Here is a 26,963-nt window from a genome sequence, read left to right on the forward strand (position 1 = left end):
TTACAAAACAACCCATCATTTATTATTAATCCAAAATATTTTTAAATATATTAAATACGCGTAGTGCATTATCAGACTATATTAATTTTGAGCTTGTTGATATTGCGTTTGAAAAGAAATTTGTTGAGATATAGAATGGTAGTAAGGGCAGTAATTTTGGCTAAAATTCTGGTTTTAAACCCCTGAAAAGTTTTTACATAATTTCTTCTAATCATAAATTGGTCACCCAATTGAGCAAACAAAGTTTCAATTCTTCTTCGAGCTTTTTTAAATAATGCAAACCAAGATTTATAGTCTTTTTGATTCCTTCTTTGAGGCGTTTCTAATCGGATATTAGCTTGCTTTAGTAGTTCCATTTTCTTGGATTGGGAAAGATAGCCTTTGTCGGCAAGTAGCAGATAATTGTGATTTTATATCTTGCAAATAATGAATATCATGCACACTGGCAGGAGCTAAATCAAAGCATTGAAATACGCCTTGTATAGAACAAACAGCATGAAGTTTATAACCGTAATAAGAGAGGCGATGGCTGGCACAATATCCATGGTCAGGCTGGGCGTAAGGTGTTTCTTTACAGATTTTACTGGCAGCACTACGAGCCATTTTACAGACTTCCAAAGGCATACTATCTACCACAAAATAGGACTCAAATGCTTGGAGTTGTTGGACTAATTTTAGCCTGATTTGCTCAATAAAAAAGAATAGTTTTCGCTTTCGTCGATTGTAAACACTGCGTTCAATTTTAGTGGCTATTTCCCAATTTTGTATTTCTCTAAATAACTGGTATTCAGAATCTAAAGATTTAAACTCTGCTAAAATAATCAGACTAATCAGCTCAATATCAGAGAGTTTAGGTTTTCTGGGTTTAAAGTATAAATTATCAGATGTTGAAATTTTACGCAATTCATTAAGAATTATTTCATAAATCCCTCAAGGTTGCCCATAATTGTATTTGATTCGTAGTCAATACAATATACTTACTATGAGTAAAATGGGCAACTTTTTTCATAATGCACTACGGGTTTTACCTATTAAATGAAAGGATTATTACTTTGATTTCCCCCCAGCAAAAAGACGTGTTGCCAGCGATGACAACACGTCTTTTTGTTACATTATGTTTGTTTTACTGAAACTTATTGCGCGGCTTTCAATTCTTTCCCCGCGATGTCCTCCCAACGGTAAAACTGAAAGGTTTTGTTGTCGGACATGGCCACGAATAACCCATGTTTGAAAACGCTATTGAGCGGCGTGCTGCACACGTCCGAACCGTCGCTTTCGGAGGTAGAAACTTTCACGATTTTAAGTAAATCATGTTGATGCGGATTAGTTTTGCTGCCCTCTCTGGGGAAAACATGAAACTGGTTTGCCTGTTGGTCTGACAACAAAATATAGCCCGTAGAATCGTTGAGGGCATAAATTGAAATGCCTTCATGGTCATTTTTAACGCCAGAAGTAGCAAATACGGCCAATTCCTGATTGCCTTTGTCGGGGTCGGCGTAGTATTTGCGCACGCCAAAAGTTTCGTCGGAATAATAGATGTAACCCAGTGCATCGTCGGCGGCGATAGCCTCAATTTCTTTCTTTTGGCTATACTTACCAAACTTACGAACAAGTGTTGCTTTGACTGCGCCTTTGCCGTCGTCTTGCAACAAATATTGCCACAAATAGCCGTCGGCAGGGCCCGTTTTTCGGCCAACAATCGCAAAAATAGCCTTGTCTTTAGGGCGTTTGTACAACGTAATGCCCATGAGGTCGCGGAATTCCGCGCCTTGCTCTCCGACAAACATATCCAGACCGCCATTATCCACAGCACGCATATCGGGCAGGCTATACACGCGAATTTTGTGTGTGATGCGTTCGGTTACGACTGCAATATCGGTTGGTTTGCCATTGAGCATGAGGCCATATTCAATGTCCACGTTATTGGGGCGTTTGAGGCCGCGCACGACTTTGTTTTCAATTATTTTTCCTTGCAAATCAAACACATACAACGCGCCGTCTTCGTCTTTGTCAGTTCCCAACACAAGACTTTCGGCAGGGTTGTTGGGGTTAATCCAGATGGCAGGATCGTCGGAATCGTGTTTTACAGTTTGGGAAGAAAACACAGGGGCAACCGCTGCATTAGAGGTTACTGAATCTTTTTTGGGTGTTTGGGTAGCTTGTTGGGTTTGGTTGTCCATGCTTCCGCAAGCGGCCATTGCCCAAGCCAATAAAGCGATTCCCGTCTTTTTGGTTATTTTCATTCTTTATACTTGCTTAAAAGTAGCTTGGTTCAGGTGAAACCAAGCTACCCATTGAACGATTATTAGGTTAGGTAATTATTGCAAATTGCCTGAGTTGTCGGCTTGGTATGCGCCAGCGTCTTTGCCAGGGTTTGAAACAGTTGGTTTGAAAATACCGTTCACATTCAAATTCGCTACGGAATTGACTGGGCTAAAGCCTGTGTAACCTTTATTCAAGGCCTTAGAAGTAGCGTTTAGCTTCAAATCGTCGGTGCTACGGAAAAAGTTAGTGCGTTTGGCTTCATCAGAAGGAGCAGCCGTTGTACCAGCCGCCAAATTCAAGGTAAAAGATTTGAAAGAAGGATCGTTTTCACCCACACCACCTTTAACGTCAGTGGCCTGATTGCGCGTTACACTACCCGTCGTTGCGGCGTTAAATTCGGCCACAAGGTCGGAAGTTGCGCCGTAATAATACTGATAACCGTATTTGATATTGGTCGTGTCAGGATATTCTGGGGAACGAAGTCTTAAACCAAAATGGCAATTGACAATCATATTGTTGTAAATATTGCCTTTGGCCAAGGTTTCATAGTTGATAGAACCACCGCGTCCTTGTTTGGTTTGGCGGTATCCTGTGTTCAGAATCGTATTGTTGTAAGTGTTAATGTTGGTTTGGTGCGTTGTGCCAGACACGGAAGCCGCTTTCACGCCGTTGGTAGCTCCACCCACAAAAAGGTTGAAAGCCACGTCGCCAGTACTTCCGTCTTTCATGTTAATAGCCTCGCCACCCGATTTACCAGTTTTAGCAAATTTGCTTCGCATAATGCTCAACTTAACATTTTGGGTACGGATACAATCGTCCACCGAACCATAGAAATACGAATCTTCTACCACCAAAGTTGCATTGGTTTTACTTGCCAAATAAGAAATGCCGTATTTAGGGTCACCTGCCGAATAACCTGTTGGCGGATTTGCTCCCCAAGGGCCTCCTATATACGATACTTTAGCCCATTTGAAAACCGCAAGATTGGCCGCGTCGCAGTTGAAACCACCCCAATAACCCTTAAATGCGGGGTCTGTGGCAGGGTCTTGCAAGGTCGTTTGGTCACCTTTAAGATTATCGTTAATGGTAAATTCTACGGGAGCATCTTGCGTACCTACCACCAACAAAGAACCTTTGATAAAGAAAGTAGGGTTGTTGGTAGCTTGTCCGAAAGTACTCGTGCTGCTCTGGTTGCCGATAACGATGATTTTAACACCTTTTTGGATGTAAAGCGTATCGCCTTCGTTTACGGTTACGTCGCCTGTCATGTAGTAAGGAGCAGTACGCGAAGGAATCGTACCTTTGATGCTCGAACCTGCCTTGAGTGTATCGCCTGTGAATTTAGAACCGACGATTACTTCCGCAACGGAAACTTCAGTGCTGTCTTTGTCGCAGCTAAACATGGCAATAGCCATTAGGCAAGAGCTTGCCAAGTAAAAGATTTTTTTCATAAAAATTAACCAATAAAGAGTTTATAAAGTATTAAAAGAAATTAAGAATGAGCTTTATAGTTTGTAGCGCAGGCCAAGCAAGTAATATGCCCCGTACTTGTTTTGAATTACGTTAATGCGGCTGTTGCTGTCCTGATAAGGGTAATGATAGTCTGTGGCGGCGGTGTAAGGATAGGCCGCACGAATATCCACTTGATAGGGCGAGTTGAGAATGTTTTGGATTTTGGTGTACACCGTGAATTTTTTAAAAATTCGTTTTTCAACAGACAAATCCAATGTCGATTGGTCGCGCTGCCAATAGTCCAGCCCCACGAACTGATCCACTTGTATAATGCGTTTGCCCGTAAAAACCCAAGCCAATTGTACATCAATGCCTTGTTTGACATCTTTATAAAAAACAGACACATTGGCCACGTGCTTGGATTGCCCTTGCAACGGTCGGGTCTGTTTCACCTTTTCGCTGGTAATGCCCCCCTGAATGACCATGTTGCGCAGCTTGGTCGTCGTGATTTCGGAAATAGTGAAAGTGTAGTTGGTCGAGAATCCGAATTTTCCTAAAAATTTCACGCCCACCCATTCAAAGCCATAATTCGTGGCAGAACCAAAATTGTTGGGCTGATAAACCGTAATCGTGGAGTTTGGCACAGCCACTAAGCCGTATTCGATGGGATTCTGTATTTTTTTGTAGAAAAATCCCGCCAAGATTTGGTCGTTGCCGCGCCCAAAATATTCGTATCGTAAATCAATGTTATTGGCGGTAGTGTGTTTGAGGTATGGATTGCCTGCTTCAGGGAAATTGTCGGTTACGCCTGCGCCAATGTTGTAAGGCGTAATTTCAAAATAACTTGGGCGGCTCAACGAACTGAAGTACGACAAACGCACATTTTGTTTTTCGTTTAGCACATATTTAAAATGTACGCTGGGCAAAATATCTGTATAAACTTGCTTACCCGTGCGGCCTACTTCGGTTTTGGGCAAACTGGTTTGGTATTCTTGATTGATATTTTCTGCCCTCACTCCCGCCAACACATGCAACTGCTTGAGCGAAAATTGAAGTTTGAAATAGGCGGCGGAAATATCTTCTTTGGCGGTGTAGTTATTAGCTCCCACATAAATCCCCAACGGATTGAAAACCGTATAAGGCTCTGAATTTATGTCGTTTATGTCGGTGGCCAAATTTCCAGAGGCTTTGAGGCGATAATCCAAATAAGAATTTGTGCGGTTTTTGTGGCGATACAAACCACCTACCCAAAACTCCAAATCCTGCAAACGAGACGCTGGCCTGTAACCAATGTTTAGATACGCGGCTTTGTCTTTGTCATCATTTTCTTGCCAAATACGTTCCACGTCCTGATACTTTACGCCTTCCAAACTCATTTTTAGGCTTTGCTCGGCCAAATCAGGAATTTTGTTGGTAGCCGCCGAATACGCCAAAGACCAGTTGAACAAGAAACGACCTGCCTCATGTTCGCCTTGTAAAGTATTGTTATAAATACTTTGTCGCTGAAAACGAGAACGATTAAGAATATCCACATCGGCCAACACGGGACGAACCGACGTGTTTTTGTAGGTGGTGTCTAAGGTGTAACGCGTTTGCAACTCATCTAACATCAAATAAACATTGTATAAACGAAGTGTGTTTTTCTCGTTCAAACGATAATCCATCTTTACGTTTGCACCCATGCGCGTTTGTTGTATGGAATACTCGCGCACCAACAATTCCGTAAATCGAGGGCTGTTGTATGCGTCTATTTTGGTGCGATACAAATAACCGTCCGAACCGCGATAGGTATTTTGGTACGACCCCGCCACCAACAAACCTAATTTTTGATTAAAAAAGCGATTCCCAAAACTTATATTTCCTATCAAGCTCGGCGCAGGTTTTTGATTCTTGAATTTAACCCAAGGAAAATCTTTCATCGTGGCCGAATAGCTGTTGCCGTGCTGCGCGGCTGGCGATTGCATATTGATTTGAGAGTGATCGAAATGCTTGTAAGAGCGATCAAAAAACAATTGGCCATAACCCGTCCCCAAATTAGCCGTCAACGTTTTTTCTTCGGGGGCATCTTTCATCACCATATTGACTACACCGCCAATCGCGTCGGCTTCCATGTCGGGCGTAAGGGCTTTGGTTACTTCTAATCGCTGAAGCAAATCCGACGGAAAAATATCCAAAGGCACGTAACGGTTGTAAGGGTCTGGACTCGGAATCTTAATGCCATTGACTAACGTATAATTATAGCGTTTGTCCATGCCGCGCAATACCGCATAACGACCGTCGCCGTTATTACTTCTCTCCAACGTAACACCCGACACACGTTGCAACACGTTAGCTACCGTAATATCTGGCGAAATCTGAATGGCTTTGGCCGATACGATATTCATTACCTGACTGGCCGACTGCTCCATTTTGCGAGCACTCAAATCGGACTCTTTATTGGTTTTGGCTTCAATCTTTACTTCATTGAGCAAGTTTTCGCGCGGCTGCAACTCAATATTCAATGAGATAAAAGGTTCTTCCCCCACCACTACTTCTTGCTGGTGGGTTTGATACCCGATAAACTGACAAATAAGTTTATACTTTCCCGCACCTACATTCTTGAGCACAAAACTTCCGTCCAAACCCGTAACCGCATTATAAGCGGTATTTTCCAAATAAACGGTTGCTCCAGTCAGCGGTTCGCGGCTTTGCAGTTCCGCTACAAAACCTTTGATAGTAGTGGCGTGTGCTTGCGTAATAGACAGTAGGGACAAGCCCATCAGGCATAGAAAGTAATTGAAATAGTTTTTCATGTCAGAATAAATAATGGTGATTGCTTTCACAAATCTGACACAAGTTTAGAAGGCCGCCGACTGGCTTACAAGCCATTGGCATAAGCAAAAAGGCAACAAAGGCGTTTTTGGCGTTACAAAAAGGCAGCAATAACGAAATCATAAAATTGCCTGCGCAAAACGGTTTTTATCCTAACATTGCGGTTATACTGAGGCTATTTTGCATAACAATTATTTTCAGCATTTTGGAAAAAGAAAAAGCCGCCCGCGTTTCCACTGGCGACTTTAGAAGGACGCAAAGCATCTGCAAACATTCTTTATCCGAGCATTTGGAGCTTAGAAAGTCATCATAAAATTGGTGAGGCTGTCTTTTTGTTGTAGCCTGAGTTTTTTGCGTAAGCGGTGGCGGTTCACCCGAAGACTATCTTGCGAAATTCCCAACGTATTGGCCATGTCTTTAGAGTCCATGTTGAGGCGAATAAGCGAGCAGAGCCGCAAATCTCCTGCCGTTAGGTCTGGATATTCTTGTTGCAGGCGACTAAAAAAGTCGTTGTGCACTTGCTCAAATGCCAACTGAAATTCGTTCCAATCTTTATTGAGCTGAATATTTTTATCTATCATCCCCGAAAGCTGCTGCAATAGCTCGTCTTTTTCGGCTACGGGTTTGCGCAAAGCCACCTGAATTTGCGTAACAATATCGGTCAATATTTCATTTTTTTGTACGATGGTCAGCGTGCGGCCTGTCAGTTCTCTGTTGCGCGTATCTAGTTCATTTTGAAGCGTTTGTTGTTTTAATTGCTTATTTTCTAACTCTATTTTGAGTTGCACTTCATTCAGGTGCGCATTTTCCAGCGCGGTACGCTGCAAAGCGTGTTCGGCTTCAAACAAACGCTGATTTTGCTCCAAAATCTTTCTATTTTTATTGAGTAAAAGCCTTTGCCTGTTCACAATCACGGCGGCCAACAAAAACAATAAACTTCCGCCAACGCCCAATATATACCACCATAACGTACTGATTTTCTTATCTCTTTCCAGCAACGTAATTTCTTTGTCTTTTTCTTGGGTTTGGTAAATGGCTTGCATTTCTGCGATTTGGCGAGCCGTTTCCAAATTATATACTTCTCCGTACATCACATAAGCCGAATCCAAATAAGTATAAGCCTTCGGGGAGTTGCCCAACAAAAAATACGTTTGGGAAATATCGCGATAAACACTGCGCAGCTGGTATCGTTGGTTGAGCTTACGCGCCAGAGCCAAACTCTCAAAGAAAAAAGGAAGAGAAGCCTCGTATTTGCCTTGTTTTTGGAGAATATCGCCCAAATTGTTCAAATCCACAACGGCGTTTACCTGATTGTTGACCTGTCGGTTATAGGCCAAAGCCTGCGCAAAATACTCATAAGCTTTGGGATAATCTTTCAAATCCTCATAAATGCTGCCCATATTGTCCAACACTTTTGCCAAACCCGTTTTATCCTGAATCTGTTCATATATCGTAAAGGCTTTTTGCTGATAATCAATGGCTTCCTTGTATGATTCTTGCTTTTCAAACAAATGGCCTATGTAACTAAGCGTCCCCGCAATTCCTGCTTTATCGTCCAGTTGCCCAAACAAATCCAGTGCTTTTCTGTAATTATCTAACGCTACGGGCAATTTTTTGGCATACTGATACGCCAATCCCAAATGCTGGTAGGTGACGGCTTGGCCTTTCAGGTCTTTTTGCGTTTTGTACAATTGCAGCGCATTCAGATAATTTTCTAAGGCCAAATTAAACGCGCCTTGCTCATACAATACCCTTCCCGAAATAAAATAGCTTGTTGCCAAAGCGTCTGGTTGATGATATTTTTGGGCAATTTTTTGGGCTTGCTTCGCCAATTTAAAGGCAGAGTCTGGAGCAAAACCCAAATAAAAATATGCCAAGTCATTGAGTAAATGGCTTTTCTGGGATTCTTGGGTAGCCGCTACCAATAGTTTATCTATCTTATCTTTTTCGGTAACTGCCCCCAAAGTTTGCGCCCAAACGCATCGTCCCCCACTCCCCAAACTCAACATTAAAAAATAAAAAAGAATAACAGAAGGCTTCATTGCCAGTGATGAAAGATTTTATGTTAGAAAAAAAGAAGACTCATAACCAGTGTATTGGTGCCCAAAACGGCACATATCTTTTTCATCTTAACTGACGATTTGGACGAGCAAATATATAAAATCCATCCATGACGCAACTTTTAAAAGCGTCCAAACCCCTGAATTTGAATAAAATAAACTTCTTAACCGCCTGATAGATTGTATATCCTGAATAGAAACGTAGATTTGCACCCCGAAATCTTTCGGATACAAACACGTCAGCTGCCAGCCCAACAGGCGATTGGTTGCCCCGATTCACTCGACACAAAAAACTATTAAGCACATAAAAATCTCATTTTCAATAAAATGGCAAAACGACAGGCTTTTTCTCCCGTAGAAGAACAAGATAAAAAGAAAGTAACCAAAGAAGGTTTGCGCAAAGCTTTACGCATTTTCAACTTTGTGTGGCCGTACAAATATATGTTTTTGACGGGAATGGTCTTTTTGGGACTTTCCAGCCTTACGGTGATGGTATTCCCATATGTTACAGCTCGCCTCGTGGATTCGGCGGTAGGCGTAAGCATGCAACAAGACCGTAACACATTGGCTTTGAGCATCATTGGCATTTTGGTATTACAAAGTGTTTTTTCGTTTTTGCGCGTATTGCTTTTCTCGCGCGTGAGCGAAAGCAGCTTGCAAGACATTCGTTTGGCTTTGTATAGCAAAATGGTAACACTGCCCGTTCCCTTTATGGAACAACGTCGCGTGGGCGAACTAACCAGCCGCCTGACCACCGACGTAGCCCAGTTGCAAGACGTGTTGTCGCTGACGCTGGCCGAATTTTTCAGACAATTAGTTACGCTCGTAGGCGGTGTATTTTTTATTTTCTTCATTTCTACGCGCCTGACGCTGGTCATGTTGTCCTCGTTTCCGTTCATTGTGATTGGCGCGATTATTTTCGGGAAATACATTCGTACACTTTCCAAAAAGTCGCAAGACCAACTCGCCGAAGCCAACGTAGTAGCCGAAGAAACCTTGCAGGCGATCAATATTGTAAAAGCCTTCACCAACGAAGTTTTTGAAGTGTCGCGCTACCGCAAAACCCTTGACCAAGTGTTACAAAATGCGTTGCGCACGGCCATGTTTCGTGGCGGATTTATTTCGTTTATCATTTTCGCGATTTTTGGCGGTATCGTGTTGGTTATGTGGTACGGTTTGGGACTCGTGCAAGACAACCTCATCACGATTGGCGATTTGGTGGCCTTTGTGATGTACACGGTGTTTATTGGGGCGGCTGTCGGTGGCATGGGCGACATGTACGGCCAACTCCAAAAAACCATTGGCGCATCTGAGCGTATTTTGGAAATTTTGGAAGAAAAATCCGAAATCGACTTGGCCGACAACGTGCCAAATACACGCGTAAACGGTTCGGTTCGTTTTGATAATGTGCGTTTTAGCTATCCATCACGCGCGGACGTACAAATTCTGAAAGGCATTAGTTTTGAAGTGGAAGCAGGTAAAAAAGTGGCGTTAGTCGGACACAGTGGCGCGGGCAAATCAACCATCGTGCAGTTGCTTTCGCGCTATTACGAACTGGAAAGCGGCTTTATTTCGGTGGACGATAAAAATATTAAAGATTATAACATTACAGAATTGCGCCGTAACATTGGTGTAGTGCCACAAGAAGTAATGCTTTTTGGGGGAACAATTCGCGAAAACATTGCTTACGGCTTGCCAGAAGCGACCGAAGCGCAAGTACAAGACGCGGCGCGTAAGGCCAACGCTTGGGATTTTATCTCGGCTTTCCCCGAAGGCTTGGAAACAATTGTAGGCGAACGCGGTATCAAACTTTCGGGTGGCCAACGCCAACGCATCGCCATTGCGCGTGCCATTCTCAAAAATCCTGCGGTATTGGTGCTGGACGAAGCGACCAGTTCATTAGATGCCGAATCCGAAAAACTCGTACAAGCCGCTCTCGATGAGCTAATGAAAAACCGCACGACAATCATTATCGCGCACCGTTTGGCCACGATTCGCCAAGTAGATACGATTTATGTACTCAACGAAGGGCGCATCATTGAACAAGGCACACACGAACAACTTTTGACCAACGACAGCGGCCTTTACGCCAACCTCATCAAGCTGCAGTTCGAGTTGAAAGCCTAAGATTTTATTAAAACAAAAATTTACTTTTTCAAAGATTTATGCAATTCAAATTAGAAGCCCAAGACGCAGGCAGCAAAGCACGTGCAGGGCTTATCACTACCGACCACGGCACAATCGAAACGCCGATTTTTATGCCTGTCGGGACGGCGGCTTCCGTAAAAGCCATTCACCAACGCGAACTAAAAGAAGATATTAAAGCCCAAATCATATTAGGCAATACTTACCATTTGTATTTGCGCCCTGGCTTGTCGGTGCTGGAACAGGCTGGCGGCTTACACAAATTTAATGGTTGGGACCGACCAATCCTGACGGATAGTGGTGGTTATCAAGTATATTCACTTTCGGGTACGCGCAAAATCAAAGAAGAAGGCGTAACTTTCAAATCGCACATCGACGGTTCGAAGCATATTTTTACGCCCGAAGGTGTCATGGACATTCAGCGCACTATCGGCGCGGATATTATGATGGCTTTTGATGAATGTACGCCCTATCCTTGCGACTACGAATATGCCCGCAAGTCTATGGACATGACGCATCGCTGGCTCAAACGTTGCATTTCGCGTTTTGATAGCACCGAACCAAAATATGGTTATTCTCAGACGCTGTTCCCAATCGTACAAGGCAGCACATACAAAGATTTGCGCAAAGCCTCCGCCGAATTTATAGCCGAACAAAACCGCGAAGGCAACGCCATCGGCGGCCTGTCGGTGGGCGAACCTGCCGAAGATATGTACGAAATGACGGAATTGGTGTGCGATATTTTGCCAAAAGACAAACCTCGCTACCTAATGGGTGTGGGTACGCCAGCCAATATTTTGGAAGGAATCGCGTTGGGCGTGGATATGTTCGATTGTGTAATGCCAACGCGCAACGGTCGTAACGGCATGATTTTCACCACACAAGGCATTGTAAATATTCGCAACGAAAAATGGAAAAACGATTTTAGCCCCTTAGACCCAGGACTGGACGGTTACGTTTCCTCGTTTTATACGAAGGCCTACATTCGCCATTTGTTTATTAGCGAGGAGATTTTGGGAATGCAAATTGCCAGCCTTCAAAACCTGTCGTTTTATCTGCATTTGGTGCAACAGGCACGCCAGAAAATCAAAGAAGGAACATTTGCAGCGTGGAAAACACAGACCATCAAACAAGTGATGCAACGCCTTTAATTTCCTTTTTTATATAGCAAAAAAACGTTATAGATTCCAGAAACCTATAACGTTTTTTTTATTGATATACAGCACGTTAGGCAATTTGTGCCAACGATTCATCTACTTTCTGGATAATCAATTGCAAATCTTCGGCGCGTGCGGCGTAGTCGAGTTGATTCACGTCTATAATCAACAAGCGGCTTTCTTTGTACGTGGAAATCCAGTCTTCGTAATGCTTGTTAAGGTTTTTGAGGTATTCCAAACGAATATTGTTTTCGTAGTCGCGGCCACGTTTCTCGATTTGACCCACGAGTTTGGGCAAGTCGGCACGCAAGTAAATCAGCAAGTCGGGCGGCTGAATAAAATTGTGCATGGTATTGAAAATCCCCAGATAATTTTGGTAGTCGCGGGAAGTCATTAGCCCCGAATCATGCAGATTTTTAGCGAAAATATAAGCATCTTCGTAAATAGTTCTGTCCTGAATAATAGGATTTTGGCTGTTGCGAATGTGATGGATTTGCGCAATGCGGCTATTGAGAAAAAAGATTTGCAAATGAAAAGACCAACGATTCATATCTTCATAGAAATCAGACAGATACGGATTGTTATCCACAGCTTCAAAGTGCGCTTCCCAGCCATAATGTTGGGCTAATTTGGAAGCAAGCGTAGTTTTGCCTGCGCCAATATTGCCAGCGATAGCGATGTGCATACGATTTATTTTTGTGATTTTAGAACTTCAGACAAGGCCGATGCGCCCACGAAGTGCACATCAAGTTTTTTGAGGCAACAAATATAATTGGTTATGCGTTGCCATGTCGTTTTTTTTGAAGTTTTAATTTTATAGATTTGCCACGTTAGTATTATTTTTATAAAAACCTTCATTATGAAAAAAACTTGGATGCTCTCTTTGATTATTGGAATTAGTTTAGTGTCTTGTAAAAAAGGGGAAGGAGACGAACCTGTCGGAAAGGCTAATTATGTGTATTTCAATACTTTTAGTAGCCCTATTGATTTGGAAATTTATGACCCAGAAAAAAAATCTTCAATCCAATACCCATTGGGATATAAAGATTCTGTGGTCTTTTCCTATAGTGGAAGCCCCAGCGTTTATCCTTTTTTGGGAAATGAGTTATTGCATAGAACTGGCGATTCTGTTGTTATTAAATTTGCTAATAACACCTGTATTTCTTACAAAAGAAAGTACACATCAGGTCCATTTTTAGGTAACGGCGTTTTCAACCTTGAAGAATACGATAATTATACGAAGGATTTAGTCAATCAACGGTCATATACGCTGCGTTATTCCATTGATTCTGCGGACTACAAAAAAGCAACGACGTGTAAATAATTCATACCAACCGAGTACGGTCATCTTGCTCGGTTGTTTTTATTTTAAATCAACCTTCTAACAAAATATAACAATGCTACAGAAAACAACTTGGATGCTCTCTTTGCTTACTGGAATTAGTTTGATGGTTAGTTGTGGTAACGAGATAACAGAACTGCCCATTAGATCAGCAACATATATATACAAAAATACATTACCAGAAACAATACAGCTAAATGTGAAGAATCATTACAATTCTTCTTCCTTTCTTATCAACCCACAAGATTCCGTGAGGATTGATGAAAAAGGAGAATTGCCCAATCCGTTTCATGGTGAATCTATAGGAAATGTTATTGGCGATACTGTATCCATTTCTTTTGGTGAAAATAAATGCACAGTTTATTTCAAAGACTTCTCGTCAGGAACATTTGGAGGTAATGGCGTTTTCAGCCTTGAAGAATACGATAATTATACGAAGGAGTTGGTCAATCAACGGTCATATACACTACGCTATTCCATTGATTCTGCGGACTACAAAAAAGCAACGACATGTAAATAATTCATACCAACCGAGTAAGGTCATCTTGCTCGGTTTTTTTATTTTTTGCTGAAAAATTTTAAAAGTAAACAAACATTCATTTATCTTTGCTGCCGCTATGAGAACAAGAGACGAAAGCAAGGTAAATTTGGTGCGCGAAAAAGCACTCGAAATGCTTGTAATAGAAGGTTTTAACGGATTTAGTATGCAGAAGTTGGCCAAAGCGGCTGGCGTTTCTCCTGCCACACTATACATTTATTACCGCGATAAAGACGACCTCATTACGCAAATTGGCGTAGAAGAAGGCCTGAAAATGACCGAAGCGGCCTTAGAAGGATTTTCGTCCGAAATGTCTTTTGCCGACGGATTGCGCCTACAATGGAAAAACCGCGCCAGTTATTGGATGAAAAATCCGATTGCAGTGCAGTTTTTTGAGCAAATCAAAAACTCGCCTTATCACGGCGTAGTCAAGCAAACGATTAGCAAAGAGTTTTCGGAAAAAATGAGCGGTTTTGTGGCCAACGCCCAGCGCAACAACGAAGTAATTACCTTGTCGTTACCTGTGTATTGGTCGGTGGCTTTTGCACCGTTGTACAACTTGCTGTATTTTCATACCGCAGGCCGCGCCTTAGGCCACATTCCGTTTACGCTCACCGACGAAATACTTGACCAAACACTCGAATTGGTTATCAAAGCACTCTCACCCAACAAGTTATTATCTCTCTCCCTTATTATTTGGCTAACATTTTCCTTCTGTTTTCATCAATGAACATCAATGGCTTATCTTCTGTACCAGACGTATTAGTTTTTCGGACTAATATTGATTGTGCCAACGAAGCTGCCGCGATTTGCAGTTTCTTGCGGAAATCTTTTTTCGTTCAAAAATGTAACATTGCATTGGACGATACCGACCGCGTGCTACGCGTAGAAGCTGGCGGCGCGGTAGATGCTCCCACTATTATCCAATATCTTCAGGGCAAAGGCTTTTTTTGTGAAGAATTGCCCGACTAATTTTCTATCAAAACGAATCAGAAACATCAAATAAAATGAAAACTTCTCCTTCTGCCAATGCTGACAAATTCACTGGTTATCAGTTGTTTATTGTCATTATTTTGGCTCTTTTGCAATTTACCATTATCCTTGATTTTATGGTGCTCTCGCCACTGGGAGCTATCCTAATGCCCGAAATGCACATCACGACGGGGCAGTTTGGCGCGGTCGTGTCGGGCTATGCGTTTAGTGCGGGAGCATCTGGGCTTTTGGCCGCAGGTTTTGCCGACCGCTTCGACCGCAAAAAATTCTTGATGTTTTTTTATGTGGGCTTTTTGTTTGGCACAAGCCTTTGCGCGATGGCTACCAGCTACGAGTTTCTGCTGATGGCGCGTATCATCACGGGCATTTTTGGGGGCGTAATTGGCTCAGTATCATTTGCCATTATCACCGATTTGTTTGTTCCGCAAATGCGTGGCCGCGTGATGGCTGCCGTACAAATGGCTTTTGCTGCAAGTCAGATTTTGGGTTTGCCAATCGGTCTTTCGTTGGCCAACGCCTACAACTGGCACGTTCCGTTTTGGGTAATTGTGGGCTTGGGTATTGTGTTGGGCGTAGTGATTATGGTTTACATGAAACCCATCGAAGGCCATTTGCATTTGCAAAAACTTGACCGCCACCCGCTGCACCACTTATTTACAACCGTTTCGAACAGCTATTATTTGCGTGCATTTGTGGCTACCACACTTTTGGCAACGGGCGGTTTTATGCTCATGCCGTTTGGTAGTACATTCACTACCAACAACTTAAAAATTCCGATGGAAGACCTGCCTTGGATTTATGGCATTACGGGTGTTTCTACCATGATTGTTTCGCCCATTATTGGGCTTTTGTCCGACAAAATCGGTCGTTTTCCCGTGTTTGCTATCGGTACGTTTATAGGCCTGAGCATGGTGGCTGTTTACACGCACTTTGGCGTTACGCCGCTGTGGGTTTGTATTGCCGTTTCGGTGGTGATGTTTGTGGGAATTAATGCCCGCATGATTTCGGCTTCGGCATTGGTGTCGGAAGTGCCAGCTCCACAAGACAGAGGCGCGTTTATGAGTGTAAACTCCTCCGTACAACAAATTTCGGGCGGTGTGGCCTCGTTTGTGGCGGGGCTTATCGTGGTGCAAAATCCTGATGGCTCGTTGGGAAATTATCCGCTGTTGGGCTATACGGTCATTGGCAGTATGTTGGTGGCTTTGGGGCTGATTTATTGGCTCAATAGCTATATGCAACAACAAAAAGCCAAAGCAGTGGCTGCAGCCTAATTTTTTATATTTTATAAAAAAACGCCAACTACTCTAATAAGTGGTTGGCGTTTTTTTGTTTGAATACAATACACATAAAAATAAGCAAAAGGAGACTCGTTAAACTGTCTTTTTGGCATAAATTTCAACAAAACAGTTATTATACAAACTTTCTTCTGTCATGTTTTTCGGAAAGTGGCCTTCTGCATTGTTTTAGGGACTTAGTCAGAATTGTTTGTATATTTGCTTTCGCACCAATTAGCCAAGCATTAGTTATTTTTCTTGCAAACATCTTCCTTCTTATGTACGAATATACCAAGACAAATCGCCTTGACCCCGAAGTGAAGCCAGTCAAAGAACGTTTGGCCAACTTTGATGAAATATACGAACGCTACAACACTGCCGCCGCCGAATCGCAAGCAAGTCGTTGTATTCAATGTGGCATTCCGTTTTGTACGTCTTTGGGCTGCCCGCTCAACAACAATATTCCTCAATGGCTCAAATACATTGCCGAAAAAGAACATCAATCGGCTTTTGATATATCCAACGAAACATCGCCTTTTCCTGAGATTTTGGGTAGAATCTGCCCGCACGACCGCCTTTGCGAAAAAGCTTGCACGCTCAACGAAGATTATGGCGCGGTTTCGATTGGTTCGGTAGAGGTTTTTATTAGCGAATCAGGTTTTGAAAAAGGCCTTAAACCCGAATTTCCGCAAACACTTTCCGACAAAAAAGTAGCCATCATTGGTTCGGGACCTGCGGGGCTTTCGTGTGCTACGTTTTTGCTCAGAGCGGGCATCAGGCCTGTCATTTATGAGAAAGCCGACGAGGCGGGCGGTTTGCTTATTTATGGCATTCCGAGTTTTAAACTCGAAAAAGAAGCCGTTACGCGCCGCATACAGTGGCTTTTGGAAGCGGGTATGGAGTTGCACCTAAACGCGGAGATTGGCAAAGACATTACGTTTGAGAGCCTGCGCCGCCAATACGATGCCGTATTTTTGGCTGTCGGGGCAACGGAAGGCAAGTTGCTTACTTACGAAGGTTATAACTCTGACGGTGTGTTTATGGCCGTTCCGTTCCTGACCAACGCCCAAAAGAAACAGTTGGGGAAACGTTCGGACAAAAAATATAGCGTAGCAGGCAAACGCGTAGTAGTGGTTGGTGGCGGTGATACCGCAATGGACTGCGTGCGTACGTCGGTGCGTGAGGGCGCAAGCAGTGTTACGTGTGTTTATCGCCGCGATGAAGCCTCTATGCCTGCCAGCACCAAAGAATTTAAGGCAGCACAAGAAGAAGGCGTAGAGTTTTTGTACAACAAAGCTCCTAAAGCCTTTGACGTAACGCCAGAAGGCAAGCTGCAAGGAATGTTTTTTGTAGAAACGACTTTGCAAAAAAATGCAGAAACGGGCAAAGAATATTTAGCAGAAATAGCAGACCAACAGACACTTATGGAGGCTGATGTCGTGATTTTGGCTTTGGGTTTCAACAACGAGCAATTACAGTTCCTGACCGATAACGGCATTACAACCACACCTTACGGTACGATTCTGACCAACGAGCAACAACAAACCAGCATAGAAGGCGTATTTGCGGGTGGCGATGCTACGCGCGGCGCGGATTTAGTGGTTACTGCCGCCCTTGATGGCAGGGAAGCCGCTACGTTTATTGCGGAATACGTTTTTGGAAAATAGAGAACTAAAGTTGTGCGTTTTCGAGAAATTTTGAATTTCGTCGAGCAAAAACGACATTTCACCGAGCAAACATATCATTTCACCTAATTAGAATAAACCAATATCTTATTTACTTTAGCTTTGCTCATGTTCTGAACGGATTGTACTTGCCGTAAAGAAAGTTTTAGAGAGTAAAGATGCGAAAGTAAAATTTCTCATCTTAAAAGGTTTAGGTTTATAAAATGGATACACTAACTGCCTTCCCGATTTTTTTGGGAAGGCAGCAGTGTTTTTAGGGGATAATATCAAAAACGAACCTATTCTTTTAGATAATAATCTTTTAAAAAGCCTTTAGACTCATGTCGAGGCTACCCGCCGAGTGCGTCAGTGCACCCACCGAAATAAAATCTACACCCGTTTGTGCCACCATCCGAATAGTTTGTTCCGTAATGCCGCCCGAAGCCTCCGTTTCGCATTGGTGGTCAATGATTTGTACGGCTTGCGCCATCAGCTCAGGACTCATGTTGTCGAGCATGATACGCGCCACGCCGCCCACTTGCAAGGCTTCTTTCACTTCTTCCAAATTACGCGTTTCCACCTCAATAGCCAAGGGCTTGCCCAATTTTTCCAAATAGGCTTGCGTGGCTTTTACGGCCTGCGTGATGCCGCCCGCGTAGTCGATGTGGTTGTCTTTGAGCATAACCATATCAAAAAGCCCGAATCGGTGATTACAACCGCCACCAATCAGTACCGCCCATTTTTCCGCAATCCTGAAATTAGGCGTTGTTTTGCGTGTGTCCAATAGCTTGGCCGACGTGCCGTCGATGAGTTGCGTGAGTCGGTGCGTGTACGTGGCAATGCCGCTCATGCGCTGCATACAGTTGAGTACCAGACGCTCCGCACTCAAAATAGACTGGGCTTTGCCGCGCACCACAAAGGCAATATCGCCATATTTGACCGCCGCGCCGTCTTGTAACAATACTTCTACTTTCAAGTCTTTGTCCACTGCCGCAAACACGCGCAATGCCATTTCCACGCCCGCCAACACGCCGTCGGCTTTTACGATGAGTTTGGCTTGATTTTGGGCATCGGCAGGCACAGAGGCCAGCGTAGAATGATCGCCTTCGCCAATGTCTTCAGCTAAGGCATTGGTTATAAAAAAGTTAAGACTTTCTTCGGTTATATAGAAAGGGTAATTTTTCATAATGTTTTAGGTAAAAAAATAAGTCCTTGAAGTGCTGTGTAGCACTGTTATTTTAGCGGAACAAAGCTACAAATTTTTGTATAGCTTGTGCCTTGCTGAATTTATTTTCGGCCAGCAAGCGAGCATTCTGGCGCATTTGGGCATAGGCTTCGGGCTTTTGCCAAAGCTGATGGATTTGCTCAAAAGTGTGAGCATGATTTTCGGGATCGGCATAAAAACCGCAGTTGGCGCGGCGGATTTCCTCCAAAATCCAACCTTGCACGTTGATAAGGCAGGGCAAGCCTGCGGCTATCGAATCAAAAAATTTGTTGGGGCTATTGGTCTGCAAAATCGGATATTGCGCAAAGCTGATATACGAAAAGTCGCTGACAGCCAGCAACTCACGCACCTGCATGCGGTTTTGGTGTCCAAGCAATCGCACGTTTTGAAGCTGATTTTCTTGTATAAAATTCTCCAGCAAAGGCCGTTCCGCCCCCGCTCCCGCCAACACAAATTGCGCGGGATAAGGCGCGTTCGTTTGCCACCATTGCGCCAAGCCAAGAAATTGCCGTAGGTCGTTAGCTTTCCCAAACGTGCCGATATACGTGATGGTCAGTATTTTATCTAAAGAAAATTTGTGCAAAAGTTGCTCGCCTTTTGGGTTGGTGGTAGGCTGATAAAACTCCGTGTCGGCCATGTTCGGAATTTCGGAAACTGGCACTTGCGGGCAAACTTTGCGCACGCCGTCGGCCATACTCGGCGAAAGAGCTACTACATGGCGGGCATTTTGATAAATAATTTTTTCGAGGCCACGCAACACTTTTTTGTAAAACGGATTGCGGAAAAACCCCAGCTGTATCGGGGCTTCTGGCCACAAGTCGCGCACCTCAAAAATGTACGGAATACCATGCAACCATTTGAGCAACAGCGCAATAATGCCAATACTCAACGGCGTGGACGTGGCAAAACATACATCTGCTTTTTGGCGGCTGGCCAATCGGTAGCATTTCCACACGAAAGCCGCAAACGCCCTGATGCGCTGCCATTTGCCCAACGCGTTATCATAAAAAATCGGCAAATAATGTACGCTAATGCCTTCCACGTCGGCGTGCTGATAGTCGGGAGCATTGTGGGAAGTGATAAGCTCTACCGTGTGGCCTTCGGCTACAAGGGCTTTGGCCAAATGGTACGAACGTATGCGCCCGTCGCTTTGTGGCGTAAAAAAATACTGATGAATGTAGAGGATTTTCATTCCAACCAAAAATAAAGTTGCATACCGATTTTATGATAAAGAATTGGGATGCAACTTCCTGAAATTTATTGAATTAAACATCAAAACGACTCACATTCACCACACCTTCCACTTTGGAAAGCAAATGAATCAGTTCGTTGAGGTGGTCCGTATCTTGCACACTTAGCACAATTTCGCCATCAAACACGCCGTCTGTCGTTTTAAGTGCAATAGATTCCATATTTACTTTGAGTTGTTGAGAAATAACTTTTGTAACATCGCTTACCAAGCCAATGCGATCTGTTCCCATTACTTTCAGCCCTACCGAATAAGAACTGTCTTGCTGCGAAGCCCATTGTGCTTTCAGGATCCTGTATCCGTGTTGCGCCATCATTTCGGGAGCATTCGGGCAACTCGTGCGGTGAATCTTGATGCTGCCAGTGGAAGTAACGTACCCAAAAATCGTGTCGCCAGCAATCGGGTTGCAGCACGTGGCCAACGCATATTCAATTTTGCTATCACCTCTCCCAATCACCAAAAAATCAGTTCCTTGAGTACGTCTTAGTTCGCGCTCGATGGATTTGCCGTCCAATAGTGGGGCCGCACTCGACGCAGCAGCACCTGCGGGCACAGGGCGCGGAAAACCTTCGTCGCGGGCTTCTTTAAAACGTTTGAGTTCTTTGGGGTCTATTGTTCCTTGCGCAATTTTGAGGAACAAATCTTGCGGCGTTTTCTGCGAAAAAAATGATTTGAGTTGATTCTGAATCTCGTCGCTGAGCGTAATTTTAAATTGTTTGAGTTTTCGTTCTACAATATCTCGGCCTTCCGAAATTTGGGAACGAGTATGTTCGCGCAATACTTCTTTTATTTTGGAAATAGCCTTAGAGCTTACTACAAACTTAAGCCAGTCCGCAGAAGGGCGTTGTTTGGTCGAGGTTAGGATTTCGACTTGGTCGCCATTGCTCAGTTTAGAGTTGATGGGAACTAAACGTTGGTTGATTTTTGCCCCGATACATCGCGCGCCCACTTGGCTGTGAATATCAAAAGCCAAATCCAACACGCACGAACCTGCAGGCAATACTTTCAAATCGCCTTTTGGCGTAAAAACAAAAACTTCGTCGTTGAATAGGTTGCTACGGAAGTCATTGACAAAGTCGATGGCGTTGGAGTCGTTTTGCTCAATCATTTCGCGTACTTTTCCAATCCATTGTTCAATACCAGATTCGCGTGTGGCGGGGCTGTGGTTGCCTGTTTGTGCGTCTTTGTATTTCCAGTGTGCGGCGTAACCTTTTTCGGCGATGTCATCCATGCGTTGCGTCCGAATCTGCACTTCTACCCATTGGCCTGCTTTGCTCATTACGGTTGTGTGCAAGGATTCGTAGCCGTTACTTTTTGGCGTACTCACCCAGTCGCGGAGGCGTTCGGGACTAGGCATATAATAATCCGTTACGATAGAATAAACCTTCCAGCAGTCGGCTTTTTCGTGTTCGTAGGCCGTGTCGATGATAATGCGAATGGCAAAAAGGTCGTACACCTGCTCAAACGGAATGCCTTGCTTGCGCATTTTGTTCCAAATCGAGTGAATACTTTTGGGGCGGCCTTTGATGGTTACCTTAAAGTTTTGTTTGTTCAACTCGTTGTCGATGGGTGCAATAAAATCTTTAATAAACTTGGTACGCGCTGCTTTGGTTTGCTTTATTTTATCAGAAATTTCTTTATAAACCGCAGGTTCTGTGTATTTTAGATAAAGGTCTTCCAGCTCCGTTTTGATGGCGTATAGGCCTAAGCGGTGCGCCAGTGGCGCGTATAGATAAATGGTTTCGGAAGCGATTTTGAGTTGTGAATTGCGCTGCATACTTTCCAGCGTGCGCATATTGTGGAGGCGGTCGGCGAGTTTGATCAGAATCACGCGCACATCGTCGGTGAGCGTGAGCAACATCTTACGGAAATTCTCGGCCTGTTGGGACGAACCCGGTGTAAACGCGCCCGAAATTTTGGTAAGCCCATCAATGATTTGGGCTACTTTCGCGCCAAATTCGCGTTCTATATCCTTGAGTTCCCAGTCAGTATCTTCTACTACATCGTGCAGCAGTGCTGCAATAATCGAGGTTGGCCCCGATCCGATTTCTTCTACCGCAATTTGTGCTACGGCAATGGGGTGATAAATGTATGGCTCGCCTGATTTGCGACGTGTCCCGCTGTGTGCCTCCAATGCAAACTTAAACGCTTTCCGTACCATTTCGGCATCACCTTTTTTGAAGGTGGGACGCGCTAGCGTAACTAATTTCCGATAACGACGTACGATCTCTTTATTTTCAGCTTCAATATCAATATTTAATTCTTCCATTGTCGTCGCAGATTTTGGTTACAGATATATCTAAGTATGTCAAACCTACAAAAAAAACATAGCCTAAGAAAGCAAAAAATGCTTTTTTTCAACTTATCATGCTCAATTAAAATAGCTTTTGGGTAATAATGACCCATAATAAACTGGTTTTCATACAAAAAAAGAAAATTTGTTTCTTTTATGAGCCTTTTTGAATGCAAAGCTCTTGACAAATTGCGTAGGCATTTATACTTTTGTCCAGACTTAACTTCAGTCGGGCGAATCGTAGCCCAACAGTTTTTTTCATCAAAGTAAAATTGTTTAGCCTTCTTACCCCGTCATATATTCCTTTACTTGGGCTTTTTTGACATTAGGAATATTCAGGGTAACGGTTTCTTAGGCCATAAAACAAAAAATCAAATCAAAATATTATCTCGAACACAGCTCATCGTAAACTAAACGCTGTGTTTGGGTCGCATCATTTCATATTCATTCCCATTCAAACATTCCAGCACTTTCGTATGTATAACATCGAAGAATTAAAAGACAGATTGCTTGCCGAACTGAAAGACATTGCAGAAACGCTTGGCGTTAAGAATTTTAGAAAATTAGCCAAAAACGAACTCATTTATAAAATTTTAGACCAACAATCCATATTACCAGAAAGCGAACTGAAAGCCAAAACGCCCCCATTGCCTCCTTTAGCCAATACACCCGTAGAAAATGAAGAAGTAGTGGCAGAACAACAACAACCAAACGAACCAGAACACAATCCTGCTCAACCGCCAAGAATACGCCAACGCATCAAGCGCGAAAACGTACAATCTTCTGATAATCAAAGCAATAATTCTGATAGTGAAACATTTAAGCCTCGCGACAAAGATCCTTCTACGCTTCCGCCTATCAACATTGCCGAAACAGAAGATTTGTTGGCCAGCTTTACCAACGACATAGACCAAATCATGACGGCATTCGGCGACACGAGTGTTCCGCCTGCCGCTCCTCCCACACCTCCTTCGGCCAACCAAGAACGCCGAGAGCAACGTAACAAAGAACGTGAAGCGTTCCGTGAAGCGCAAAGAGAAGCTCAACGCGAATATTTGCGTGAAAAAGACCGCGCCATTCGTGCTTCCCGCGACACAACACCCGAAACGCCAACACCTGCCGCACCAACTCTTGCACCTGCCCAAGACGTAGAGATGCCCGTTGTGCCTCTGCCTGCTCCTGTTGCAGTAGTTGCCGCGCCGCCTATTCCTGTGCAATTGCCCGTAAATATTCGCGAGTTTGATGGAATGGTTACCAGCGAAGGGGTTTTGGAAATGATGCCAGAAGGATACGGCTTTTTGCGATCGGCTGATTATAACTATTTGGCTAGCCCCGACGATATTTATGTTTCGCCTTCGCAAGTGAAATTGTTTAGCCTCAAGACTGGCGACACCGTGAGAGGTCCAATACGCCCGCCAAAAGAAGGCGAAAAATATTTCGCGCTTTTGCGCGTGGATACCGTCAACGGCAAAACCTCCGACGAAATCCGCGACCGTATTCCCTTTGAATATCTTACCCCTTTGTTCCCCAACGAGCGGTTAAATCTGAGCACTACGCCCGACCAATATTCTACCCGTATCCTTGACCTTTTCGCGCCTATCGGCAAAGGCCAACGCGGTATGATTGTGGCGCAACCCAAAACAGGTAAAACCGTATTGCTCAAAGAAATAGCAAACGCCATTGCCAAAAATCACCCAGAAGTTTATTTGATTGTGTTGCTCATCGACGAACGCCCAGAAGAGGTAACGGATATGATGCGCAGCGTGAAAGGCGAAGTAATTGCTTCTACGTTTGATGAGCAGGCCGAACGCCACGTAAAAGTGGCAAGCATCGTGTTGGAAAAAGCAAAACGCATGGTAGAATGTGGCCACGATGTCGTTATCCTCTTGGATTCGATTACGCGTCTGGCACGTGCCTACAACACTACTGCGCCTTCGTCTGGCAAAATCTTGTCGGGTGGTGTAGATGCCAACGCTTTACACAAACCAAAACGTTTCTTTGGGGCGGCGCGTAATGTCGAAAATGGCGGTTCGCTGACCATCATCGCGACGGCTCTTATCGAAACTGGCTCGAAAATGGACGAAGTTATCTTTGAGGAATTTAAAGGCACAGGCAACATGGAATTGCAACTCGACCGCAAATTGGCCAACAAACGTGTTTATCCTGCCATTGACGTGCCTGCTTCGGGAACACGCCGCGAGGATTTGCTCATGGACAAAGAAGAACTTAATCGTGTTTGGATTTTGCGCAAGCACATGGCCGACATGAACTCTATCGAGGCAATGGAATTTTTGAAAGACAAAATGAAATTCACGCGTAGTAATGCCGAGTTCTTAATTTCAATGAACGGGTAATCCATTTATAATTAATATTTTACACTTTTTAAAGCCGCCAACTTCATTTATGACGAAGTTGGCGGCTTTAATGTTTAGGAGCATAGACTTAGTAAATACGCACTGCAGTGCGTATCATCGGGTGCACTGGCGAAATAATCAGACATAAAAGATGAAAAAGCCTTCTTGCTGTTGCAAGAAGGCTTTTTCATCTTTTATCGAATCAATTTAGAAAACACAAAAAACAATATTATTGGATTTGGCTTAGTAGCACGTTCCAAGGGCCGCCGTTGTACGATTCCATGCCCTGCGAAGTGAGCACCGAAGTTGCCATTCCGCTACGTCCGCCGCTGCGGCAACACGTAATAATGGGCTGCTTCATGCCTTTGATACGCTCTAATTCTGTCCCTACTTTGTCCACCGAAATATTGATAGAACCTTCGATGTGGCCTTCGCTGTATTCTTCTGGTGTACGAACGTCTAAGATAGTCGCACCTTGTGCTACCATTCCTTTAAAATCAATTGCCATCGTTTTTGTTATTTTGGATATACATTTAGTTTTGAGTAAAATCTCTTCTGTTTATTTCAATGTACTTGGACAAACAAAGTTTGTTTTGGGAACATTGGTTTTGCTAATCGCTCCAAAGCCGCCTTCTACTTCCTTGAAGTTCGACCAACCGCGCGATTTGAGGATAGAAGCCGCAATCATGCTGCGATAACCGCCTGCGCAGTGAATCGTGAAAGGCGTATCTTTCGGGAACTCCGCCAAATGCTCATTGATATAGTCAAGCGGAATATTTTTTGCGCCATCTAAGTGTTCGGCACTGTATTCGCCTTGTCTGCGCAAATCAATGACAAGTGCTTCGTTCGCAAAGCCTTTAGCAAACTCGTCGGCGGTAATGCGCGTAACCGTATCTACTTCTTTGCCTGCTGTTTTCCAAGCTTCGAAACCACCTTCTAAGTAGCCGATTACATAATCGTAACCTACACGCGCCAAACGTGTTATGGCTTCTTCTTCTCCGCCCACTTCGGTTATAAGCAGGATTTGTTGTTTTACGTCAGGAATCAAAGCACCAACCCAAGGAGCAAATTGTCCGTCCAAGCCGATGTTAATGGCATTCGGAATAAAACCATCTTTGAACACTGCGGCTTTGCGCACGTCCAAAATCATCGCACCTGTTTCGTTGGCTGCCGCCTCAAACGCACTTGGAGAAAGTGGTGTAAGTCCACGTTTGAGTACTTCCGTGATGCTGTCGTAGCCCAATTTGTTCATGGCCACGTTCATCGGGAAATAGGCTGGTGGAGGCAAAAGGCCATCGGTTACTTCTGCTATAAATTCTTGTTCGGTCATGTCGGCACGCAAAGCGTAGTTTTTCGCTTTTTGTTCGCCAATGGTCGAAACTGTTTCTTTGCTCATGTTTTTGCCGCAAGCACTGCCCGCACCGTGCGCTGGGTAAACGATTACTTCGTCGGCCAGTGTCATTACTTTATCGCGGAGCGAATGGTAAAGCAACGCGGCTAATTGTTCTTGTGTGAGGTTTGCGGCTTTTTGGGCAAGGTCTGGGCGGCCTACATCGCCAATGAAAAGCGTGTCACCTGTGAAAACGGCTTCGTCTTTGCCCGCTTCATTGATAAGCAAAAAGCAAGAGCTTTCCATCGTGTGGCCAGGTGTGTGCAAAACCTTAAATTGTACTTTGCCGACTTTCAATACTTCGCCGTCGGTGGCTACGTGCGCTTCAAAAGCGGGCTTGGCCGTAGGGCCATACACGATGGTTGCGCCAGTGGCTTTGGCCAAATCAAGGTGTCCGCTCACAAAATCGGCATGAAAATGGGTTTCCAAAATATATTTAATCTTAGTTCCGTCTTTGGCGGCACGGTCTAAGTATGGTTGTATTTCGCGCAATGGGTCAATGATAACCGCTTCACCTTCAGAGGCAATGTAGTAAGCACCTTGTGCCAAACAGCCTGTATAAATTTGTTCTACTTTCATAATTATTTCTTGAAATATTTGGGTGAGCTACTGTATCAACTTTCATTAACAACACAAAGTTGGCACCTCAGCGCGACCCGCACAGTGACTAAAGTTACTTTAAGATAAAAAGTTGTAAAAAAGATAGTATAACCTTATGCCTAACAGATTTTTAATTAAACAAAAATACAAC

Annotated in this window: 19 protein-coding genes and 1 pseudogene; 9 read left to right on the plus strand and 11 right to left on the minus strand. The window is 43.9% G+C overall.

Annotation, left to right across the window (positions count from 1 at the left end; translation table 11 throughout):
* Positions 1–71: 71 nt before the first annotated feature.
* From BM090_RS05365 to BM090_RS05385, 5 genes and pseudogenes are all read right to left on the minus strand, one after another.
* Positions 72–944, minus strand: a pseudogene (locus tag BM090_RS05365) (IS982 family transposase).
* A gap of 189 nt (positions 945–1,133) precedes the next feature.
* The gene (locus BM090_RS05370; protein ID WP_091508715.1) at positions 1,134–2,243 is read right to left on the minus strand and encodes a phytase; all 1,110 of its coding nucleotides are present in this window, start codon (positions 2,241–2,243) and stop codon (positions 1,134–1,136) included.
* Positions 2,244–2,318: 75 nt separating this feature from the next.
* Entirely contained in the window at positions 2,319–3,716 is a 1,398-nt protein-coding gene (locus tag BM090_RS05375) for a hypothetical protein (RefSeq protein WP_091508718.1), read from the minus strand.
* Positions 3,717–3,770: 54 nt separating this feature from the next.
* A complete protein-coding gene (locus BM090_RS05380) occupies positions 3,771–6,539 on the minus strand; it encodes a TonB-dependent receptor (protein WP_143083877.1) in 2,769 nt (922 codons plus the stop codon).
* A 285-nt stretch (positions 6,540–6,824) separates the two neighbouring features.
* Positions 6,825–8,570, minus strand: a complete 1,746-nt coding sequence (locus tag BM090_RS05385) for a tetratricopeptide repeat protein (RefSeq protein WP_091508723.1) — start codon at positions 8,568–8,570, stop codon at positions 6,825–6,827.
* 345 nt (positions 8,571–8,915) lie between these two features.
* On the opposite strand from BM090_RS05385, the gene BM090_RS05390 reads away from it, so the two are divergent.
* Together BM090_RS05390 and tgt are read left to right on the plus strand one after the other, a co-directional pair.
* On the plus strand, positions 8,916–10,715 hold the full coding sequence (locus BM090_RS05390; RefSeq protein WP_091508727.1) for an ABC transporter ATP-binding protein: 1,800 nt from the start codon (positions 8,916–8,918) through the stop codon (positions 10,713–10,715).
* A 38-nt stretch (positions 10,716–10,753) separates the two neighbouring features.
* Positions 10,754–11,884, plus strand: coding sequence for a tRNA guanosine(34) transglycosylase Tgt (gene tgt, locus BM090_RS05395; RefSeq protein WP_091508731.1), 1,131 nt, complete (start codon positions 10,754–10,756; stop codon positions 11,882–11,884).
* A gap of 76 nt (positions 11,885–11,960) precedes the next feature.
* On the opposite strand, the gene BM090_RS05400 is transcribed toward tgt, so the two are convergent.
* Positions 11,961–12,575, minus strand: a complete 615-nt coding sequence (locus BM090_RS05400) for a deoxynucleoside kinase (RefSeq protein WP_091508735.1) — start codon at positions 12,573–12,575, stop codon at positions 11,961–11,963.
* A gap of 174 nt (positions 12,576–12,749) precedes the next feature.
* Here BM090_RS05400 and BM090_RS05405 point away from each other — a divergent pair, with 174 nt between their 5' ends.
* From BM090_RS05405 to BM090_RS05430, 6 genes are all read left to right on the plus strand, one after another.
* Positions 12,750–13,214: a hypothetical protein gene (locus BM090_RS05405; RefSeq protein ID WP_091508738.1), complete on the plus strand. Its 465-nt coding sequence runs from the start codon at positions 12,750–12,752 to the stop codon at positions 13,212–13,214.
* Positions 13,215–13,431: 217 nt separating this feature from the next.
* A complete protein-coding gene (locus BM090_RS05410; protein WP_143083878.1) occupies positions 13,432–13,752 on the plus strand; it encodes a hypothetical protein in 321 nt (106 codons plus the stop codon).
* 97 nt (positions 13,753–13,849) lie between these two features.
* Positions 13,850–14,500 (plus strand): TetR/AcrR family transcriptional regulator, encoded by a 651-nt coding sequence (locus BM090_RS05415; protein ID WP_091508744.1) that lies wholly within the window; start codon positions 13,850–13,852, stop codon positions 14,498–14,500.
* Positions 14,497–14,742 carry a hypothetical protein gene (locus BM090_RS05420; RefSeq protein WP_091508748.1) on the plus strand — a complete coding sequence of 82 codons (246 nt, stop codon included), beginning with the start codon at positions 14,497–14,499 and terminating at the stop codon, positions 14,740–14,742. Before BM090_RS05415 ends, BM090_RS05420 begins: the two co-directional genes overlap by 4 nt.
* A 35-nt stretch (positions 14,743–14,777) precedes the next feature.
* A complete protein-coding gene (locus BM090_RS05425) occupies positions 14,778–16,034 on the plus strand; it encodes an MFS transporter (RefSeq protein ID WP_091508750.1) in 1,257 nt (418 codons plus the stop codon).
* Positions 16,035–16,315: 281 nt separating this feature from the next.
* A complete protein-coding gene (locus BM090_RS05430) occupies positions 16,316–17,704 on the plus strand; it encodes a glutamate synthase subunit beta (RefSeq protein ID WP_091508754.1) in 1,389 nt (462 codons plus the stop codon).
* A gap of 319 nt (positions 17,705–18,023) precedes the next feature.
* Here BM090_RS05430 and nadC read toward each other — a convergent pair whose 3' ends face one another.
* From nadC to BM090_RS05445, 3 genes are all read right to left on the minus strand, one after another.
* Positions 18,024–18,887 (minus strand): carboxylating nicotinate-nucleotide diphosphorylase, encoded by an 864-nt coding sequence (nadC, locus tag BM090_RS05435; protein WP_091508757.1) that lies wholly within the window; start codon positions 18,885–18,887, stop codon positions 18,024–18,026.
* 52 nt (positions 18,888–18,939) lie between these two features.
* Complete coding sequence (locus tag BM090_RS05440) at positions 18,940–20,118, minus strand: glycosyltransferase family 4 protein (RefSeq protein ID WP_091508761.1); 1,179 nt, start codon at positions 20,116–20,118, stop codon at positions 18,940–18,942.
* A 73-nt stretch (positions 20,119–20,191) separates the two neighbouring features.
* On the minus strand, positions 20,192–22,444 hold the full coding sequence (locus tag BM090_RS05445; RefSeq protein ID WP_091508764.1) for a RelA/SpoT family protein: 2,253 nt from the start codon (positions 22,442–22,444) through the stop codon (positions 20,192–20,194).
* A gap of 500 nt (positions 22,445–22,944) precedes the next feature.
* Here BM090_RS05445 and rho point away from each other — a divergent pair, with 500 nt between their 5' ends.
* Complete coding sequence (gene rho, locus BM090_RS05450) at positions 22,945–24,822, plus strand: transcription termination factor Rho (RefSeq protein ID WP_091508768.1); 1,878 nt, start codon at positions 22,945–22,947, stop codon at positions 24,820–24,822.
* A 229-nt stretch (positions 24,823–25,051) separates the two neighbouring features.
* On the opposite strand, the gene BM090_RS05455 is transcribed toward rho, so the two are convergent.
* A complete protein-coding gene (locus tag BM090_RS05455; protein ID WP_091508772.1) occupies positions 25,052–25,330 on the minus strand; it encodes a rhodanese-like domain-containing protein in 279 nt (92 codons plus the stop codon).
* Positions 25,331–25,381: 51 nt separating this feature from the next.
* Positions 25,382–26,791 (minus strand): MBL fold metallo-hydrolase, encoded by a 1,410-nt coding sequence (locus BM090_RS05460; protein WP_091508777.1) that lies wholly within the window; start codon positions 26,789–26,791, stop codon positions 25,382–25,384.
* Positions 26,792–26,963: the final 172 nt, after the last annotated feature.

Origin of the sequence: Flexibacter flexilis DSM 6793, assembly GCF_900112255.1 — a bacterium.
Classification (GTDB): Bacteria; Bacteroidota; Bacteroidia; order Cytophagales; family Flexibacteraceae; genus Flexibacter; species Flexibacter flexilis.